The sequence below is a fragment of the Teredinibacter turnerae T7901 genome, assembly GCF_000023025.1.
GTDB classification, from domain to species: domain Bacteria; phylum Pseudomonadota; class Gammaproteobacteria; order Pseudomonadales; family Cellvibrionaceae; genus Teredinibacter; species Teredinibacter turnerae_B.
Genome location: NC_012997.1, coordinates 2,571,483 through 2,593,571, shown reverse-complemented (window position 1 = coordinate 2,593,571; position 22,089 = coordinate 2,571,483). Strand labels below are relative to the sequence as shown.

At 46.4% G+C, this 22,089-nt stretch carries 5 protein-coding genes; all 5 read left to right on the top strand.

Going from position 1 to position 22,089, the window contains the following annotated elements:
- Positions 1-196 precede the first annotated feature (196 nt).
- The 5 genes from TERTU_RS10360 (at position 197) to TERTU_RS10340 (ending at position 22,054) form a co-directional block, all read left to right on the top strand.
- A complete protein-coding gene (locus TERTU_RS10360) occupies positions 197-15,268 on the top strand; it encodes a non-ribosomal peptide synthetase (protein ID WP_041590193.1) in 15,072 nt (5,023 codons plus the stop codon).
- 138 nt (positions 15,269-15,406) lie between these two features.
- Entirely contained in the window at positions 15,407-16,405 is a 999-nt protein-coding gene (locus TERTU_RS10355) for a TauD/TfdA family dioxygenase (RefSeq protein WP_015817276.1), read from the top strand.
- 1,974 nt (positions 16,406-18,379) lie between these two features.
- Positions 18,380-19,252 (top strand): cupin-like domain-containing protein, encoded by an 873-nt coding sequence (locus TERTU_RS10350; RefSeq protein WP_015819004.1) that lies wholly within the window; start codon positions 18,380-18,382, stop codon positions 19,250-19,252.
- Between the two features lie 35 nt (positions 19,253-19,287).
- A complete protein-coding gene (locus tag TERTU_RS10345; RefSeq protein ID WP_015816888.1) occupies positions 19,288-20,256 on the top strand; it encodes a TauD/TfdA family dioxygenase in 969 nt (322 codons plus the stop codon).
- A 112-nt stretch (positions 20,257-20,368) separates the two neighbouring features.
- Positions 20,369-22,054 carry a cyclic peptide export ABC transporter gene (locus TERTU_RS10340; RefSeq protein WP_015820486.1) on the top strand — a complete coding sequence of 562 codons (1,686 nt, stop codon included), beginning with the start codon at positions 20,369-20,371 and terminating at the stop codon, positions 22,052-22,054.
- The last annotated feature ends 35 nt before the right edge of the window (positions 22,055-22,089 follow it).

The window sequence follows — 22,089 nt, the reverse complement described above, 5'->3', positions numbered from 1 at the left end:
TTGCTTTTGACGGCGTAAAAGGATGATAGCTAATAACTGATACCTTACATCGTGTAGTTCGGTGGGCTTGGATACCACAGCTACATACTTATGTGAACCATATTCTCCCCAAATAACTGATATATCAAACAACAGACCTGTTTCTGCTCTCTTCAATAGTGCATCGAAACGTCAGGGAAATATACGGGCGACAACTATGAATGATATGACGTTAAGTAACCCTCTTCGAGATGTAGCATCTTCTATTGGTGACACCGCAGAGCGACATCGAATACGTTGTTCCTCAGCTTTGCTTGAATATGAACTAGCATTCTGCCTGGCTAGCTGGCACGCCTTACTGCATTCAGTTACTGCAAAAGCTGTGGTGATATCCACGCGTACAGAATTATTTGGTTCGAATGATATTGCAGAGAATAAGAACGAAACTGGCACGCCCGGAGAAGCCACAAAATCCTGCTTAAATTTAAGCAGTGAGCTAACCGGAGATTCGACTTTTAATAGTCTTTTACAAGACATCGAAAAGCAGTATCGGTGCTTATTACTTGGGGTTAATTCTGTATCGCCTCGGGAGAATAAGGAAAGTTTCGAAGCTGACGATGCTGCGGGTCATGTCATCTATCTTATCGATGATGACAGCAGCGATGCCAGGGCAGATTTAAGTAGTGTCGAAATCGCACTTATTCGCGAGCCGGATGGCTGGTATCTGGATTACGCATCGGCACTATACAGTCCTGAATATATTGCGAATATCGCGGCACTTTGGTTACGGATTGCTCGTCAGGTTGGTGAAGAACCTGAAATGCTGATCTCATCAATTTCAATGTTAGATCAAGATATTGAGTTTAGAGCTGAAATGGAGGGACCGACACAGCCTGTCAGTGGCAATCTGGTTAGTCGGTTCTGCGGCGTTGCGCGTTCATTTCCGAATAAAATTGCAGTAAAAGATGGTTCTCAAACGCTGACATACGAGTGCGTGGATAAGCTCAGCAATTATTATTCAGCGATACTGCTTGACGCAGGTATAGAAAAAGGTGACTGCGTAGGAGTGAGCTTTAATCGCAACGTGAAAATGATTGTTGCTCAGATTGCTGTGTTAAAGGCCGGTGGCGTTTTTGTCCCAATGGATGCTGAGCAACCATCGGAACGGTTACAGGCGATCACAGAAGACGCTTCAATTCGTTTAGTGCTAACAGAGAAAGATTGTGTTTCGCTGCTAAATCAATCTCTTTCGGATATCAAGCTGATCGAAATTAATTCGATAGATTACATCGGTACTGAATCGAGCGGACACAATAAGGATTTCTCGGATTTGCTCGATCAGAATGATATTGCCTACGTTATTTTTACTTCGGGTTCCACTGGTAGGCCTAAGGGCGTACGTGTCAGTCATGGAAACTTGCTGAATTTTATCGAACATATAGACGCGCATATCCAGTCCATTGATGTTGCAACCCAGTTTGCGCCATTCACTTTCGATGCGTCCGTTGCGGAAATCCACGTAACCTTATTACATGGCGGAACCTTGGTGTTACTGCCGAAATCGCTGATCGATGATCCTCTAGCTCTCCAGGCATACATGTGCGAGGAAAGGGTTAGTTTTGCTGCGTTTCCACCGCAATATGCGAAGCATCTCTCACCAGAAAATTTACCCTGTTTGAAAGTTTTGCTCACCGCCGGCTCTGCACCAGATCGTGAGCTAATTGCTCGGTGGCAGCCGCATGTGCGTTATTTAAATGCCTATGGCCCGACGGAAACCACGATTCTCTCAACCGCCTGGGAAGCGGATAGGGTACCGGGAGTAAACGAACCTATTGCTATGGGTTTGCCGATTCTTAACACTTCGGTAAGGGTGGTAAACCGGTTTGGTCAGGTACTTCCAGAGGGTATAGTCGGTGAATTGGTGATTGGAGGGGCAGGCGTTGCGCACGGATACTTAAAACAGGCGCAACTTTCTGCACGTAACTTTCTCGAGTTCGACAATAAGCGCTGGTATAAAAGCGGCGATTTATCTTGCCTCAACGCGAAAGATGGGCTTATTTTTGTCGGTCGTATAGACGATCAAATTAAATTGCGAGGTCATCGTCTTGAGCTCGGGGAGATAGAAACAGCGATCTTGACTCTCCCATTTGTTGATGGAGTTGCGGCGGTTGCCCATAAAGTCGAAGGTGACTATCGGCTTACAATCTTTTGTCAGGGAAGGCAGCAGGAAGAAACCGCTATGCGAGAATCTCTGCGTACTGTGATCCCGGCGTGGGCCATGCCAAACCGAATTCATTGGCTCGATTCACTCCCCACAACCACCAACGGGAAAACCGATTACAAATTACTCAAGCGGCAACTTCGGCAATTTGAGGAATCGCAGCTTCCCCAAGGTATCGATTGCGCTAATTCGGCTGATTCACTGGATGCATCTGTAGCTGCCGTTTGGCAAAAAGTGCTTAAATCTCAAAATCTGGACGTTGATGCGAATTTTATCCATCTGGGTGGTGATTCACTCACAGCTATGGTAGTTGCTTCTTCATTGCGTCAACTCGGCTTCAATATCAACTCTGCCCACGTGCTTAGCCGCCCGGTGCTAAGTGATTTTTGTCGTTGGCTATCAACTCAACCCCGCATACGTAACGCTAATTTCGAGCCGTGGGAGGGCGCTGCCGTAATTCATCCCATGCAAGCATGGTTTTTTAATCTCAACTTGTCGCAACCCAATCTGTTCTGCCAATCGCTTGTGTTCGATTGTGACGGCACCATAGACGCCGCGCGTTTAACTAGAGCGCTGGAGCGTTTAACGCATCACCACGACATGCTACGGGCATATTTTCCTGGGTGGGGATCGATAAAAGAGCTTACCCAGTTACGCCAGGTCATCGATGCGCCACACACTTTTGTCGTGTCGGTGGAAGAAAAAGATGTTGTGGCAGATAGACTTGCAGAAACAAGTGAATTAACCAGACAGTCGCTTGCAGCAGAACTGGATATTGCTACTGCGCCATTGTTTCGTTTAAGCATTCTTCGCACACCTGAGATGACCCGTGTCGTTTGGGTCTTACACCATCTTTTAACTGATACGATCAGCCACTCAATTTTATTGGAAGATCTGAATCTACTCTATGAAGCAGATGCACCGCCAGAGCAGGTGCTGACGGGAAAAAGCGGGGCTTACGCTGAGTGGGCTGAGCGGTTGCAACATCATATCGATACCAATGCCGAGCAACTCTTAAATTCATGGCTACCGGCGATAGAGGCATCAACGCATGCACAAGAACTCGTGGGGTTGAAAAGCGCTAACAAAAATATTGGCCTCAATGAGCACTATGTTTGCTTCGATCACAGCACGACCCAAAAACTACTCCGTGTTGCGCCGAATTGCTACCGCCACACGCCTGAAGATCTCGTTCTTGCTGCCGCCTATTTAGCGTTGGCAAAAACGTTCAACTTGAACCAGTTAGGTATTGATATTGAGTGGTATGGCCGCGATGAAAAATTTGCCGGAGACTTCTCGCTAACTCACAGTGTGGGATGGTTTACCAGTGTACACCCGTTGTTTCTTTCGTTGGAATCCGGGTTTACGTTGGAAGATTTCTTAATTTTGATTAAAGAGGCTCGAGCTCAGGTTCCGAGTCGGGGAAGAGACTTCTACGGTTTGCGGTACTTGTGCTCGGCGCCTAATGTTGTCGACGCTTTTCGCCAGTACCGCCAGCCTGAAGTTCTATTTAACTTTTCCGGTGTTACCGATAGACAACAAAATGCGTGGTCCATGGCACCGGTAACCGCTATCGAAATGGGCACGCGGGATAAAAACCCTTACAACCTGTCTATCGAGAGTGCCATTCAGGGCGGTGAATTGAAGGTCGGGCTTTTTGTCAGCGAAGCAATCTGGCCCGAAGAGCTGCTTCTCCAGTTTAAACACGTGTTAAGTGAAAGCCTGGTTGCCGTAATTGAACATTGTTGCGCACCTGAAAACAGACGCTGGACACCCAGTGACTTTCCTCTCTTGTGCACAGGTGAGAATGCGCTATCGCAAGAGGATATCGACGCAATTCCGCTTGATGCGGAGGCCGCATTTCCCCTCACCGATATGCAGCGCACCATGCTGCGACACGAACAAACCTACCAGGTTTGGATGCACTATGCATTTGATAAGCTCTTTAGCGAGACGGCCTTTTCTGAAGCGATCGATCAATGGGTAAGTCTGCACCCCTGTTTACGTACTGCGATTAAAACCTGGCAAGGCGGACAAGCCGCGCAGATTATTTTGCGGCAGCACTCGCCGGTGCTGGACGTCGAATACTGTGCAGTGCAAGAGCGTCAGCAGCGCGCAGAATCGGTGATCCAGCTTGGGCGCAAAACAGCAGTTGAGGTGGAAAAGCAACCACCTTATAGCGTCACTGTATTGCATGACGCAGAACCTGGTTTCTCGGTGATACTTTCCATACATCACATGATCCACGACGGCTGGTCCGTTGAGTTGCTCTTGGGTTCGCTCTACCGCTGTTATTGTCGTCAACTGGGTGAGTCCTTTGCACTAGAAGAAACGGTATCTGCTAATTTGGAGGAGCTCGTACGGGAACAGATCGCGTTATCGAGCGATAGTACCAGTAACGGTTACTGGTCATCGATAGTGTGGCGAGAGCAGTTCTGCCGCTTGCCAGAACTAAAACCAGAGATTCAAACAAACATTCCAACCGCACAGGAAGATGTTGCACTTTACCTGGACTGCCTTCCTCCTGAGGTGATCGGTAAGCTACGCGACGCCGCACAACACCGGGGTGTAACCTTAAATACATTGCTACTCACAGCGTACGTTTTGTTGCTTCGCTACCTTGGGGGCGCTAGTCAGGTTCGTTGTGGTGTTATTCAGAGCGGGCGCAGTGAAACTATCGCTGATGTCGCGCGCTTAACAGGATGTTGTGTTAATACCTTGCCGCTGGTGATGGACTTTAGCAGAGTAGATTCTCTGCAGAATATTCTAGAGCAGGTGAGCGAAAATCTGTCTGTTTTGCGTAGTAATGCTGCTTTCCCACTATCCAAGGTAGTGGAATATGCTCGTAAACAGGTGGATGGCGATATTTTTTCGAGCTTGTTTAACATCGAAAGTGATGCATACGGTAGCGACAAGGATTCATGCGGGTACCGCCTAGTGGGTGGCTATGAGTCCACCAACTACCCATTTATTTTCGGCGTTATTGAAACAGCAAATAGTGAACGTGCGGGTGGTTTTGACTACGGCTTGCGTATTGGCTACAACACGGCAAAGTATAACTTGGTGATGGTCCGCCAATGGGTGGAAATCTATACCAACATACTGATGCAGTTGGCTGGCGATTTAAACTTGCGCTGGGAGCAAATTCAACCATTACCGCAAATTGAGAAAGCTAAAGTCGCTGGATGGAACCATAGGTTTTCGGACTATCCGCGGGACGTTTGCATTGGTGAACATTTTAAGGCCGCAGCACACCGGGATCCGAATAAAGCTGCGCTGTGTATGAACGATAAGGTCTTAAGTTACGCGGCGCTGGACCAAGCGACAGATACCCTGGCTCGCTTATTGGTACACAACGGCGTGGGGCCTGAAATAATAGTCGGCCTGGTTGCAGAGCGCTCCATGGAGATGGTGCTTGGTATTCTCGCGATCCTGAAAGCCGGTGGAGCCTATGTGCCAATCGACCCAGAATATCCTGCTGGGAGAGTGGCTCATATTCTAGCGGAAACAGAAGCGAACGTCGTCTTACTGCAGCAGGCCCAAATGGCGAAGGTACTCCCCATTGATCACAATTTGGAAACGATTGTGCTCGATCAGTGGCAGAACCTGGACGCAAGTTCGTTACCCTCAATAAATGTACTTAACCACCATACAGGTCAGTTGGCCTACGTGCTCTACACCTCGGGTTCTACCGGGCAACCCAAAGGCGTTATGGTGGAACAACGTGCGATAGTTCGCTTAGTTAAAAACGCCACTGATCTTGTATTTTCCGGTGACGACATACTGATGATAACCAGTGCTCCTGGCTTCGATGTTACTACGTTTGAGATTTGGAGTGCTTTGCTCAATGGGCTGACGCTGGTTGTCGTCGATAAAGATACCTTGCTCAACCCCGAGAAACTCGCCGTACAGCTACATCAGCACAATGTGAGTTTCCTCTGGCTCGTTGCTCCGCTTTACAATCAATTGATCCAGGAAAAGCCAGACTTGTTTAGCGGTGTGAAACGATTGATGATTGGCGGCGATGCGCTGTCTCCGTACCACATTAAAATCGCGCTAGAAACCACGCCGGACCTACAGATAATAAACGGCTACGGGCCAACTGAAAATACAGCCTTTTCTACCTACCATTTTCTAACGGGTGAGGAGGGCGATTTCATACCAATTGGACGCCCGATCAATCAATCAACCGCTTATATTGCTAATGGTGATGGTCAGCTGCTTCCTCCGGGTGTGCGGGGTGAGCTGCTGGTGGGAGGTGACGGCGTTGCACGCGGCTACTTTAAAAAACAGGAGCTAACGGCATCACAATTTGTTGCGAACACCTTTGATAGCCATCCAGGTAGATTATACAGAACAGGTGATTTGGCAAGTTGGCGTGATGACGGGTTAATCGATTTTTACGGGCGTATCGATTTCCAAATTAAAATTCGTGGTTTTCGTGTCGAACTGGGTGAAATAGAAACGGTGCTCTTGGCTGAGCCGGGTGTAGCGCAGGCTTTAGTGTTATTACAGGAATATACGCAAAACGATTCGACTCTCAAGCGCCTGGTTGCCTTTGCTGTTTTAACGAGACAGGGAAGTAATAGCAGCAGTCAATTGCGACAAGCTTTGCAGGCCAGACTCCCTGACTACATGGTACCAGAGTTGATAACTGTGGTTGAAGAAATGCCGCTTAACGCAAACGGCAAAATTGATAGAGCAGCGCTCCTAGCATTGGCAGATGTGCCGCAATCAACGGTTTATGATCTACCAGTGACGGAGGGAGAAAAACTGTTGTATAGCGTGTGGCAAGATGTTTTAGGCCACAGTAATTTCGGTGTTACCAATAGCTTTTATAGTGTTGGTGGCGACTCAATTCTAGCGATACAAATCGTTGCCCGTGCGGCAAAGGCTGGCTTACAGCTCACCACACGCATTGTTATGCAGCAGCGCACCATCCGCGATACAGTTAAGCATGTGCGACCGGAGGAATTCGCCTCTATCGAGAGGAACTTCGCGTTGGTCACACTGAATGCGTCCGAACTGGCCGATGCTCACGCCCAGTTGGGCGAAATTGCAGATGTTTACCCTGCGACGGCGATGCAGGAATCTCTGATTCTCTACTCGCAACGCAGTACCGAACCTGGTGCGTACCTGACACAGGTGACTGTATCGATGGCAAACGCCAGCGCGGATTTAATGCGCAGAAGCTGGGAAATTCTGGCTCAACGGCACGATATATTACGCACTGCATTTTACGATCTAAATCAGTCGAGTTTGATGCAGGTTGTCGCAACGAGTGTGAGCTTACCATGGCAAGAAATTACTGAAAGTGATGCGACCGCCTTAGCTATTTTAGAACAAGAAAAACAAGCATCTTTTGATGCACAAAAAGCACCTTTGTGGCGACTGGTATACGTTCACCGTGACGAAGGCAAGGCTGACCTTATCTGGACTCACCATCATGCACTGCTGGATGGCTGGTCTATTTCGCTATTGCTGAAAGACTTATTGGATATTTATCGCTCCTTGGCAAAAGCTGAGAGGGGCTTCGACAATTGTGTGGAACAGGAAGCTTCAACTCAGCAATTCAATCGGTATATAGGTTGGCTGGCAGAGCAAGATGAGATTGTAGCTCTCGATCACTGGCGGCAACGTTTATCAGATGTTGAAGGAGCTTCGCGCTTATCTCGCAGGGATAATACCGGCCTCACTAACGGTCAGGCGTTATTAACCCGATATTTAAGCGCGGAACAAACAACGGCACTGCGTAACTTTGCCATCCAATCGGAAATAACGTTAAGTGCACTTTTGCGAACGGCGTGGGCTATGCTGCTCTCACGCTATACCGGCGAAACCCGGGTAATGTTTGGCTGTGCCGTTAGTGGCCGCCCCCCGTTATTGGATGGTGTAGAGTCCACTGCAGGTTTGTTCATCAATTCGCTGCCATGTGTTGTTTCGCTGGCAGCGGAGCAACCCATTGTTGACTTGCTTCAGCGAGTTATGGATGAGCAACTTCTTGACGAGGAATACGGCTTTTTGCCACTCCCGACTATACAGAAGTCGGTAGGTGGTCAGGCTGACGATACTTTATTTGAGAGTCTGTTAGTGGTGGAGAACTTTCCACTAAACAGCACGGCTTTCGAGTCGAGCGACGAGTTTACGCCTACAATCACTGATGTTCATGGGACAGGCACCAACAACATCCCACTCAACATCGTGGTGTACCCAGGCGCACAGCTCAAAATTGATCTGGCTTACCAAAACTCGTTATTTTCTGCCGAAGAGGCAGGTGATACCTTAGGTTACCTGTTAAACCTGCTTACTCAATTCGCTGAGCACCCTCGCTCCAGGGTGCGCGATTTTTCATTAATGGATGAATCGACGAAGCAAAAAATATTAGCAGATTGGAACGAAACCAGGCTCGATGTACCCGACACCGCTACGGTGTACGAGCGCTTTGCAAGCACGTTGCACCATACCAATGAGCTTACACCGGCCGTAATTTGTGGTGAGCAACGCCTTTCCCGGAGAGAGCTTAACGAGCGCGTGTGTAAGGTCGCGACCCAATTGCAACGGTTAGGCGTGAAAACAGGTGATTGTGTCGCGGTGACATTTGAAAAGGATCCTGCGTTTATTATCGTGGTATTAAGCTTGGCTAAAATTGGTGCGGCATACGTGCCTATCGCGACGGATTGTCCTCAAGCACGCCGTGATTTTATATGCGCAGACGCAAACATCCGCGTTACTCTAACGCAAGCTCACCTGCTGGAGCAGTTTGTCAATGAAGCTCATAAAGATACAGATCACCGTTATATTTCTATCGAGCAAATATTCGAGACGACGGAAAGGAATGAGTTCGACAGCAATGCAGCTGACACCCGAATTTCATCAGACTCTTCCCTCTATGTTATATATACCTCTGGAACCACCGGTGAGCCAAAAGGGGTAAAAGTCTCACACCAGAATATTATCAATTTTTGTGTTTGGTGCCGTGAAGCGAACTTGGTTACCGAGGGCTTAGCTATTACACAGTTCGCACCTTTTACGTTTGACGCCTCAGCTGCAGAAATATTTTCTGCGCTGTTAAACGGTGCGGAACTTCATCTACTCGATGATGGTTTAGTACACGACTATCGCAAGCTGATCGCGTATCTGCATCAGCACAACATAGGCTTCAGTGCATTTCCACCACCTTATTTGGAGCAGATGCCTATTGAATCCCTGCCGGCAGGGATGACGGTGCTTACTGCAGGGTCCGCTCCATCGCTGCCGTTGGTGAAAAAGCTTGCCTCTCAGGTGCGCTATATCAATGGGTATGGCCCTACCGAAACCACTGTTTTATCGACAGCCTGGGAATACAATCAACAACAGGTAGATGAGGGTAGCTTACCCATAGGCAAACCAATAACTAACACGCAGGTGTATATTCTGGATCATTACGACCAACTGTGCCCAGTGGGTATTGTTGGTGAAATATGTATCGCGGGCGCAGGAGTATGTCTTGGATATTTAAATCGAGACGATCTCAATACTTTTAGTTTTGTTGAGGATGTCGCCGACTCGACTAAGAAGATGTACCGTACCGGAGACCTCGGGCGATGGCTGCCCAATGGCGATATTGCGTTTGTGGGGCGAAGAGATAGCCAGATAAAAATTCGTGGCTATCGTATCGAGTTGAGTGAAATTGAATCGCAATTGTTGAATATCTCCGGTATCGGCGGTGCCGCGGTCGCAGTATTCGGCGACGAAGGTAGCGAGAAGCAGCTATTTGCTTGGGTCGTGCCAGAACAGGCCAATGCATCTGACGAGCGCAATGTGCTGCTAACAACGGTCAAACGACACCTACAGGAAAATTTACCGCCGTATATGATTCCGCAAGCTATTCAGATAATCGCCAGCTTGCCGTTAACAGCCAATGGCAAGGTTGATATCAAAGCACTGCCCAAGCCCGATGCAATCTTGGCGAGAAAACTTAACTATGAGCCACCGAAAACGCGGTGGGAAACGAGACTCGTCGATCTTTGGGCGGACACGCTTAAACTTGATGGAGCAAATATTGGTATATACGATAATTTTTTTGAGCTTGGCGGGCATTCGCTATTAGCGACACGCTTGTGTAGTGCCCTCATAGAAAAATATCAAATCGAAATACCCATCGCAGCTGTGTTTGAGTATGGCTCACTGAGCGCGCTGGCTGATTTTATACAAAATACAGTCGATTCTGATTCCTGTTCTGCAGGCGCGCAGGATACAAGTACCAGTGCGGTTACGAATCAATCAGCATGCAAAGTGTCCATCCCACAAGTAGCACGCACGCTTAGCCATTTGCCATTGAGTGATGCCCAAAGACGATTGTGGTTTCTGACTGAATTGGGTGGCGCAACAGAAGCCTACAATATGGCGGGAAGTATAGGAATTCACGGCGATTTGAATATCGACGCCTTGCGCCAATCGTTAAATTACGTCGTGGAACGACACGAAGTTTTGCGCTCCAATATTCGGCTAGCCAATGGACAACCAGTTCAAATCGTAAAAGCAACCGCGCTTTATCCGCTGTCGGTTATTGACTTGACAAATGTCGATAATCAAGACGCCGAAATCCAAAAACATCTGCAGCAAGAGCAAACAACACCTTTTAATCTCATCGAGGATTCTCTAATACGCGGACAACTACTTATTCTTGCGAAGAATCGGTTTGTGCTGATCAATACAGTTCACCACATTGTGGCTGATGGCTGGTCGATGGGAGTGTTGCTCCGCGAAATGTCGGAAGCATACGCTGCCAACCTTGCAGGCTCGTCACCGACGCTGACACCATTACCGATTCAATACGCAGACTACGCTCACTGGCAGCAACAAGCTGAGCAGCAAGCCAAACAATCGACGCATCTGGATTTTTGGAAGACGCAGCTGGAGCAGTTGCCCGCGTTGCATTCTGTTCCCTTGGATTTTGTTCGACCGGCGCAACAGGATCACACGGGCTCGCACTATTTTGCTGAATTGTCCCCGGCGTTGAGCGCGCAGTTACGCAGTGCCGCTCGTGAGCATCAGGTCTCAGTATTTATGGTGCTTTACGCGTGTTTTTCCGGCTTGTTAAGTCGCTACAGCAATGAGACCGATATTGTCGTTGGTACACCAACGGCAAATAGGGAACAGCCGGAATTGGCGGGCTTGATTGGCTTTTTTGCTAACACCTTGGTGCTTCGTGCAAATCTCGCAGACAATCCGTCGTTTAAAGTAATACTTGATAGAGCGAAAGCGATAGTCACCAATGCATATTTTCATCAGAGTTTGCCGTTTGAACGCCTGGTTGACGAATTACATCCAGAGCGCGAACAAAGTTACCACCCTTTATTTCAGATTATGATTTCTATGATCAGCAGCGATGAACTCAATAGTTTTTCGATGGCCGGTGTGGAATTGCAGAGGATGGATAACAGTGCGCGTACGACGTCGAAGTTCGATTTAACGCTAACAATTTCTGAAGAAGGCGAAAATTATGGCTTGCTTTGGAACTATGCGACTGCGTTGTTTAGCGCAGACCGGGTCCGTGCCATGCACGGCCATTTTCATGCGTTTTTAACCAGTGTACTCGCTGAGCCTAATTTGCCCTTAAGTGACGTCAATATATTGTCCGATGATGAACGCCTGCAGTTGCTTGAGGGCTGGAATCAGACCGCTAAGCCATTCCCAACAGATACGTGCATACACGAGTTAATAGCGTATCAAGCGAGTATCACGCCTGATAATATCGCCGCGCGATACCTGGATGAATCGATAAATTATGCGCAACTAAATCGATCTGCAAACCAGCTTGCCAGGCATTTAATCGCGTTGGGGATTGGCGAAGGTGATAGGGTGGGGATGCTTTGTCAGCGCGGTATTGCATCATTAATTGGCTTATTCGGCGCGCTTAAAGCCGGTGCGGCGTTTGTCCCTATGGATACTCGCGCTCCTACTCAGCGATTGGCTTATCTAATCGAAGATGCAGGTACAGCAGTGGTGATAACACAAGAGAGTCTGGCGGCAAATCTTGCCGCTACCGGTGCTAAAATTCTTGTACTTGATGGAGCTGAAGCACGCCAAACACTCGCCAGCTACGATGCGAGCAATCTGGAGTCGACCAATCCCATACAACCTCGTACATCGGCTTATGTGATTTATACATCGGGCTCAACCGGTCAGCCGAAAGGTGTTTGTGTAGACCACCGTGCAGTGGTGAACTATATAACTCATATGCACGATAAGTGTGGTAAGACTATCGCTGGTGCCGTGGTCAGTAACCCACTGTCTTTTGACGGCATAGGTACAACGCTATGGCAAATTCTGAAAGGGGTTATGCTCGAGCTACTACCTGAAGGTGAGGGGGAGCTAGAAGCGCTGGCACACCATCTTACTCAATCCGACCGACCGCTGCTGTTTAAAGTAACACCATCGCATTTAACGAGTCTTAAATCACTTGTTTCCGACTCAGCTATTAAGGGACAGCCTCACTGTATTGTGTCTGGAGGTGAGGGCTTTCCCGTTGCTCTAGCATATTTCTGGCAACAGAAGCTCCCGCAAGCACAGTTGGTTAACCATTATGGCCCGACAGAGGCGACTGTTGGCTGTTGTCACTACTTTGTCCCGACGTTGACGGATGAAGACCTCAAGCGTAGCGAGTTATTGCCGATCGGTCGGCCGATGTCCAACCGTCAGTTAACTATTTTGGACAGCAACCAGCATCCGGTGCCATTCGGGGTTATCGGCGAACTACATATCGGAGGTGAGGGGTTAGCAACGGGCTACCTGAATAGGGAAAGCCAAACGCGCGCGGCTTTTATTGTGAACCCCTTCGTAAACCCGGATGCCGTTGAGAAGCGTATGTACCGCACAGGCGATCTCGGCAGATACTTGAGCGATGGCAATATTGAGTATATTGGCCGGATTGACCATCAGGTTAAGATTCGAGGCTTCCGTATTGAGTGCGGCGAAATAGAAAATTGTATCCTGAATTATCCAGGTCTAGAAAAATGTGCGGTGTTGGTCGACAAACGGGATGGCAACTCGCCCGTATTGCTGGCTTTTGTCGTCCCGCAAAATAAACGAATCAATGCAGGAGAACGCGATTCGCTAAGTGTTCAGATCTCAGATTTCGTTGCTAAAAAACTACCGGACTATATGGTTCCGTCCGCTATTGCGATTATGGATTTCTTACCGCTGACGAGTAATGGAAAATTGGATAGAAAATCACTATTCAATGTACCAATTGTGAAGCCCGAGGTCCTGGCCGATGCGACACCACTTACTGCAACTGAACGGAAGCTAATGCCATTTTGGCAAAAAGTACTAAAACGGGACGACGTTGCCATTAGCGATGAATTTTTTCAGGTAGGCGGCCACTCGCTGATGGCTGCAGAACTCATTGGGTTGATTCGACAGAAGCTGAAATGGAACGTGCCCTTACGTGTATTATTCGACAAGCCAACATTAAAGGCGTTCGCGGAGCATTGCCAGGAGCTAGATATCGTAAAGTTCGACCTACCGATGTGGCTGGAAGATCATAAAATTGATTTTCGCGAGTACGTCTATAAAGATGAAGAAACACTTATAGACGACGGCAGAGGTAATCTAGAACAGCTGGAAAAAACCCCGGAGAAGCGCGTTTTAGTCATGAGTGAGCAGGCAAAAACCTGTATGGCGGATCTTAAAGCAATTATTAACAGCGGCCGTGGGCCAGATATGCCACAATATTTTGTATTCTCACAGCAGCCGGACGAAATGCTGAAAGCGTTAGAGCAACACGGGCTGAGTGCTATAGCCTCTGATTCTGTTAGCAGCGAGCTGACTATAGAATCCATGGCGCAATCCTTGGGGAATAGCTATATCTCCCAGCTGTTTGTGGGTGAGCCAGTGGACCACTTTCCGGCAACACCCATGCAGAAAACGATGCTGAACTGGAAACAGCGGCAGTTTCAACACGCCATTCTGGTGAACGGCTACTTTTCTGATATCGAGCTTGAGCAGGCGTTTTTGCAGGTGCAGCGCGAACAAGAACTGCTTACGGCTCGATACAATGGCGATCAATCCTGCTGGGATGTGTACTCTCCTCCGGGCAGGCCACTAGCCACTGTTGTTGATCTTCGATTTCTACCAATATCCGTGGCTACCAAGTTTCAAGAGACATTAGCGAAATCGCTTATTCAACATATTAACGAAGAAACATTGCCCTACATCGCTTACTGGGTGCGACTCTCAGATAGTCGACAGGTTTTGTACTTTATAAACGATCATCTTATCGCAGATAAAACCGCAATTGACGTATTAGGCAATCGGGTAGAAATGTACCTGACTGGTAAATGGCAAGCAATCTCACGCGCTTACCGTGACTATGCTGAATCGATTCAGGAAAAATTGAATAACACCAGCGCCCAGGCCATCGAAGCCGAAATCGACGGGCTATTTAGCCTCGATACCCTAATGTCAGTTGTGGCAAAGACTCGTGATGCTATAGAGAAAAATAAGAATACAGAGATGCACGTGCTCGATATGCGATTTACCACCATTGAAAACACGCCCATTGAGCACGCCTTTTCAGTTTTTCGGCGGATCGCTTTTGAGTTGTTGAAAACAAATGAATTCTGTATGACGCTGAACTACCACAGCCGTCAACAGCAGGGCAATAAAGACTACGATCAAGTTGGGCTATATCTCGATCGCGTTCCCTATTGTGTTAACGCTGGCTCCAGCGCAGGCGATATGAACGCGGTGTTGGATTTCGTTGCTGATACCGGCATTAGCTTTACTGGCATTGAAGAACGTAAATTGCTTGGTGAAAAGCATGTAATTCCGGAATTCGGCGCAGATATACTTTTCAATTTTCTTGGCGAAGATCGATTTGAAAAAATTGCCGCGGGAGTGGAGAGTAAAAACATCAGCAATCTACAAGATTTTCATGGCATTCTACTTGAGGCATATACAGTAGAAAATGCTCTTTATACGCGTCTTGTTTTTCACGCGGGCGATACGGACTACGCGGCCATAAAGTCGATTTACGAAGAAAATATAGTGGAGTTTTCTCGTAGCGAGGCCCCCATGCATTAAAACTCTTGGGATGTTAAATAGGGATACGAAGTAGGGGGGGTAAAAAAGAGAGATAAAAAGGCGAGATAAACGCGTTAGTGCCTTCCCTACCAGTACAGTGCGGATATACTCAAATCTAAATCACAGGTATGCAAATCTATGAGAATTGTGGATGGTGTAGAAACTTTTGTTGGTGATGAGGCTGGGTTCCCGCTGATTATCAAACAAATCAATAACGACGAGGCTGTCGACCTGGTCTCTTGGATTGAGCGTAACAGAGGCTTTGTAGACTCATCAATATTGGATTACGGCGCGCTGATTTTTCGTGGCTTCGATGTTGAAACTGTATCGGCCTTCGAAGCGGTTGCAACCGCGTGTACATCAGAAAACTGGGTGGACTATATCGAAGCGACGTCACCCCGCTCACAAGTCCAGAGTAAAACTTCAACATCAACCGACTACGATAGCAAATACAAAATATTCCCTCATAACGAAAAATCCTACTCCGCTGACTGGCCACGCTACGTCTTTTTCTATTGCGAGAATCCACCCAGTGCACAGGGGAGCACACCTTTGGTTGATTGTCGCAGGGTTTATATGGCCGTACCTGATGTAATAAAGTCACGTTTTAAGCGCGATAAACTGATGTACGTGCGTCAATTCAGCAACTATATGGGCATTCCATGGCAGAAGGCATTCAATGTGGAAAGTAAAGAAGAAATGGAAGCTTATTGCCAAGCTAACTATATCGATAAGATTGAATGGAAGGACGACGGCACGCCGAAAATTACCTATACCCGTAATGCAGCGCTAAAACACCCGATAACGGGGGACCCATGCTGGTTTAACCACGGTGTGTTTTTTAATGTTCACGCCATGGAACCTGCGTTGAAAGAAATTTTTCTAAGTGCCTTTGAGGAAGACGAACTACCGTACAACACCTACTACGGGACAGGGGCTAAAATAGAGAAAGAGACGGTGGCTAGTTTGAGTAAAATTTATTACGACAATGCGGTAAGCATTCCGTACGAGAAAAACGATATTATTTTCATGGATAACATTCTTATAGCCCACGGCAGAGAGCCTTTCGAAGGCGACAGGAAAATTTATGTAACCATGACTGAGCAGATGAGGCTTGAAGACGCAGAATACTGTTAGCAGAACCAGCACTGACACAGTGGTTTCAATATGGCGTCAAAAAATTATGGCGGTAAATAGTAAGTCTTGTAAAAATAAGTTTTGTTAAAGCGTAGCACCAGTAAGAACTAATTCAATTCGCTCGTCTGGAACCTGTTCTTTTAGGCTCCAGACGAGTACCTTCCGTGCGGTCTAAACGTTGCTCAGCGGCACCGCCGCTTGCAAGTCCTTCGCTCATTTTGCCTAAGCCAGTACGGGATTCCTACCAAAAGCAAGCCCTTCTGTTAGGTTTACTATCACACCGGTATAAATTTTACTGCTCGGTGCCAGGCGGAGTTCTAGGTGTGCTGTTTAAATTATTTCCCCATTAAAGCTGTGGTAATTGAAGCGTGATCTAAACTCAGGACGTAGAAGCTGAGATGAAAAAGAATAGGGGAGTTCGCAAGATTAGCTTTGTAAGGTCGGTCACCCCTGTAACTTTTCTGTTCTGTTCTGTTCTGCGTAGTAACGCTCATCCGGTTCGTTTTAAAGCAGGTTTGTAAAAATATGTCTTGATATGTACGGATTATCTGCAGATTAAGAATACCGAATTTTTGCAAATTTGTTACACCTGACAACACTATGTTTAATGCGATTTGTGTATACCTTACGCAAGCGATAACAAATGCGTTGCGTCGTCTTTATTTCTTAAAGGGCACAAATAAACTCAAAGCGAATTGTTTTCGTTAGTTAATACACTTTCCGTAAACACGAGAAATGTACTTCATTTATATGAACAGAGTGACCACTCGGAAATGTTTATAGTAGATATTCGTCTACTCAATCAGCCGCTTATTTACGAAATCCGTCCCCGTACTTTAAAAACAAGACCGCACCCTGGCCGGAATCGCAATTATTAATACGTATGTGTTTATTTACCTGTTATTGGCGCACACGTAGGCGCGAATAAATACATATGAATGCAATTTAATCGATTGGTATTTTAAAAATTAATTTTTTGTGGAAAATATTGACACTCGCAAGTACCGATTTTATGATTCGCGCCGTTTTTCAGGAAGATTAACGTGAAAACAGGCTGTCGGGATTGCTAGTGCGATCTCCAGTTCTCCTGTAATTGTTTTTGTTGAGTGTCGTGTGTTATCTGAACGGCAGGAGCGATGCTCTGAGGGGGCGCGATAAGATTTCGCTGACAAATAAAAAATACTAGCGAAGGGTATTTTATGAAGAGCTAATGCATTTGCAGTGAGTTTATAGGTGAACCATTAATTCTAGCTGTGTGCACCTGTTCAGCCAGCGTAAATTTTTCGGAAAAAATATTAGCCCACGAATTAGTCATGCGCTTGGTTCTATATTGCAATGTATAAAATCGAGAGCGATTGCAGAACAATTTGGGGCTGAATGGCTTCAAATACAGTTTGCTTGTAATTAGTTTGGTTTGTTTGAATAAATATTTATATTGTCCACAGATTCGACTTTAATTTGGTGCGTTTTCTGCGGAATATTTTGGGAAATGGTGGCATACATATAATAAATAATCGTTATGTGAAAGCTGATCGCGAATAGTGGTCTAGCTATTTCTATCTAATAATCTCGGTGGCAATCAATGGAGTCCAGATTGCCTAACAGGGAAGCATCTTTAATCATTAAGAATTTCTAACCCGACCCTCCACGAAAAATCTGTTGCGGGCACCTTCGCGTGCACCCTACAGTTGCGTTATGTTTTTCATTTTAAAGATATTTGCTGATACCTGCGCACAAAAAACGACTACGACGAATAGGCAAGTGTTAAATGTGCACAAAACGTGGATTTCTTTTCATTGCCTGAGAATTATTTCTCGAAAATCATAAATGGCATTACTGCTCAGATAATTATATATGTATAGTGCGTACGCATTTTTACATACCCAAGAATGTGGGTGTGATAAGTTTGTGCATTGAGTCGGATGTATTTATTTGTGATGTGCAAACAATTTGTTTTTATAATGAGAACGTTAAATGGAACTTATAGAGTTTAGCAGGGGACTTCCGCAAAATTTTTTTAGGCGTCACATCCTGGGTGGCGAGAACCCTTTGAAAGTATCGGGCTTTCTAGAGGCTAATGGGGTTGCGAAGCTCTGGGGCTTTGATTATTTCAGAGACTTGGGCGAATCTCTGTTAGTACCCGTTAAGACATTCGATTCAAATGGGGATATTCGTGTTAGCACTACGTCACTGTCAGATTATGTTCGGTCAATTGAACGATATGAGCTAGATCAGAAATCAAACCGACCGGCCTATTGCCACGACATACCTATTTTTCACCTTCTGCCCGATCTAATAGATGGTGTACGATCCATGCCATCTTCTATATTTCCATTGTGGTATCGCGATTCATGGTGGCAGTTTGCTCAATTTTTTATGAGTCCCTCCGGTAGCATTACGCCTTTACACTTCGATACTCTGATGACGCATAATCTTTTTTTTCAGGTCGCAGGTGTAAAAGAGTTTTATTTATTACCGTTTTCAGAGCGCTCAAATTGTTATCGTCGTGGCTGGCGTTGGTTTGATGTTGACCCATTAAATCCTTCTGAAGAAAAACACCCAAAATATCGGCCAGATCGTTGTTTAAAGGTTACCCTCAGGCCGGGAGATTTATTGTATATGCCACCAGGGATGTTACATCACGTGATTACTAAGCAGGCATCGATCTCCTTTAACGTGGATTTTCACACCAAACTCAGCGTGTGTCGAAGTTTCAGGTTTGTATCTGAGTCCATTCCCGCTCCCTCGCTTTATTACAACACTGTTGCCTTGGCTGGGCTGTTCTTGGGGTTTAATAAAAGGTACTTGTTCTCTTTGTATAAGTCCTACTTGAATTACATCTCCTAAACGAAAATAAATTTCGCGACCAAGGAATATAAGTTATGGATAATAAAATTAGCGCATTCAAAGCAGCTACGCTGCAGTTTCGATCTGCCCCTAGCGTTGAGTTTCAGCTTCCGTATGCCGTGGAGTCGAGTGCGCCCCTGTCTGAAGTACACAATGCGTTTAAACATATTATTGATGATCATATATGCCGTCATGGAGCTGTACTTCTGAGGGGCGCACAAGGAGTGGATTTGGATGCTTTCAAAAATATCGCCGCAGCAACAACTGGCCAGTCTCTGAGTTACGAATACGGGTCGACGCCGAGGTCTCAAGTTGGTGAGGGGATCTATACCGCTACTGAATATCCCTCGCACCAGACGATCCCCCTCCACAATGAGCAGTCCTACACCAACAACTGGGCTGACTATTTATGGTTTTTTTGTCAACAGGCAGCCTCAAGTGGCGGTGAAACAACGCTCGCTGATAGTCGAGAAGTCTTTAAAAAAATCCCAAAATCTATACGTAAACGGTTTGTTGATCGTGGCGTTATGTATGTTCGTAACTACGGCAGTGGATACGATCTCGACTGGCAGGACGTTTTTAATACATCTAATCGTTCGGATGTGGAACTGTTCTGTACAAAGCGGCATATCACTTGCGAATGGCTTGATGGCGACCAATTGCGTACTTCGCAAGTATGTCAGGCGCACGCGATTCACCAATCCACAGGTGAGTCTGTGTGGTTCAATCAGGCACACCTTTTCCACGTTTCGGCGCTTGATGCGAACGTACGTGGCGCTATGTTAGATCTATTCGGTTCGCAGGGCCTGCCGCGGAATGCTTTTTACGGTGATGGCAGCGATATAGAAGATGAGATTCTAGAGGAGATACGCGCTGTTTATGACGAGCTGTCTGTCGTATTTTCGTGGGAAAGTGGTGACATCATGGTCGTCGATAACTTGCTTGCAGCTCATGGTCGGCAAGCCTTCGAAGGCCCGCGAAAAGTTTACGTCACAATGACGTAGCAGGGCTTTTACGGGCTGTACTGGCAGTGGTTCGCCTGGGAGTGATTGTGGAATATGAACACCTTATTCAGCGGTATTCGATCGAAATTTATTTTTTAATATAGGTTAACAAATGGTATATCAGTTAATTCGCAAATTCCGCTGGCCGTTGGTGTTCGCGACTATGTTGAGTATTTTAAGTGCTGCTTTCAGCATCGGCGTTATGGTTTTTCTCAATCAACAGATATCCAAAGTTGGACTGGGAAGTGAAAATTACAATATCGATGTTCTTGTTTTTGCTTTTGCGTTGATGGGGCTGGGTGTGTTTGGCGTGTTATCGCAATATATCCTTTCCCGACTTAGCGCCGGGTTTACCGCTCAGTTACGTCGATTTATGGTGGGAAATGTGCTTAACACAAACTATGAAGGTATAGAGCGCGTGGGGGGGCATAGGATATACGCAAGTCTAACCTCCGATATACGTAGCTTAGCTTCTGCCTTTTCGTTGCTTCCTCACGTGGCCTATAACTCTGCAGCTGTAATATTGTGTTTGGCTTACCTTGCGTATAGCTCCTGGCAGCTATTTGTTTTCGTTTTTATATTTTTAACGTTAGCAATCGGCTTCGCCCAAGTGCTGATGAATAGAGGGATGAAACTTCTAAAAGGTCTACGTGAGACTGATGACAATCTATTCAATAGTTTTAAAGCGCTAGTGGAAGGCGGCAAAGAACTCAATATAAACACTAATCGAAAGCAGCATTTTTATAAAGACCTAGTGGTGCCGCATGTCGAGGAGATAAAAAGAAAGTCGGTCCATACGGAACTCAATTTCATTTTTATTCATAACTGGACCAACGTGGTTTTGTTTGGTGTTATGGGGTCGATTGTATTCCTGGCGCAAGCGGTATTTACCACTGTTCCGGTAGAGGTCGTCGTGGGCTTTTTACTGATAATGATTTATCTAGTTGGCCCTATCTCTTCGCTAATGGATATGTACTCCGTTGTCGCAGGGGGCGTGGTTGCGAGCAAAAAGATCAATTCATTGGAGCTTGGAACGCAAACGGGCCGACTTGCGGATCACGTCGACAGCAAGTCGAGTGAGCTTAATGACGATTGGCAGTCTCTTAGGGTGCGAGATCTGACTTACCAATATCCGAGTAGTGAAAATGAGATGTATCAATTTGGTGTAGGCCCAATAAATCTGGACATAAACAGAGGCGAGCTTGTATTCGTAACAGGTGGTAACGGAAGTGGTAAATCTACATTTATAAAAGCGTTGATTGGTTTGTATACGCCGAACTCTGGACAGATCTATTTCGATGGAAAATGTATCGATTTCGATTCAGACAGAGAGTGGTATGGTCAGCATTTTTCCGCAATTTTCTCAGATTTTTACTTGTTTCAACACGCGATCGGAAAGGACGGTCAGTTAGCTTCAGACGAGCTAATCCACCAATATCTTACAAAGTTACAGCTAGACAAAAAGGTGGATGCGCAGGACGGCGAGCTCACTAGCGTATCGCTATCTCACGGGCAAAAAAAGCGTTTAGCTTTACTGCTTTCATATATTGAAGATACCAGCATATACATTTTTGATGAATGGGCTGCGGACCAAGACCCGTACTTCAGAAAATACTTCTATATGACCCTATTGCCGGAGCTGAAATCGAAAGGCAAAACTGTTATTGCCATCACCCACGACGACGCCTACTTCCACACGGCAGACAGGGTCTTGAAATTCGAAAGTGGTCTCTTGGTAGAAGTTACCGAAAATGACGGCAAGTCGGTTGCCAACCCAAAAGTAGAAGTGGTTCTGTAGTTAAGTAACGAAAAGACCAGATTAGCAGGAAAACG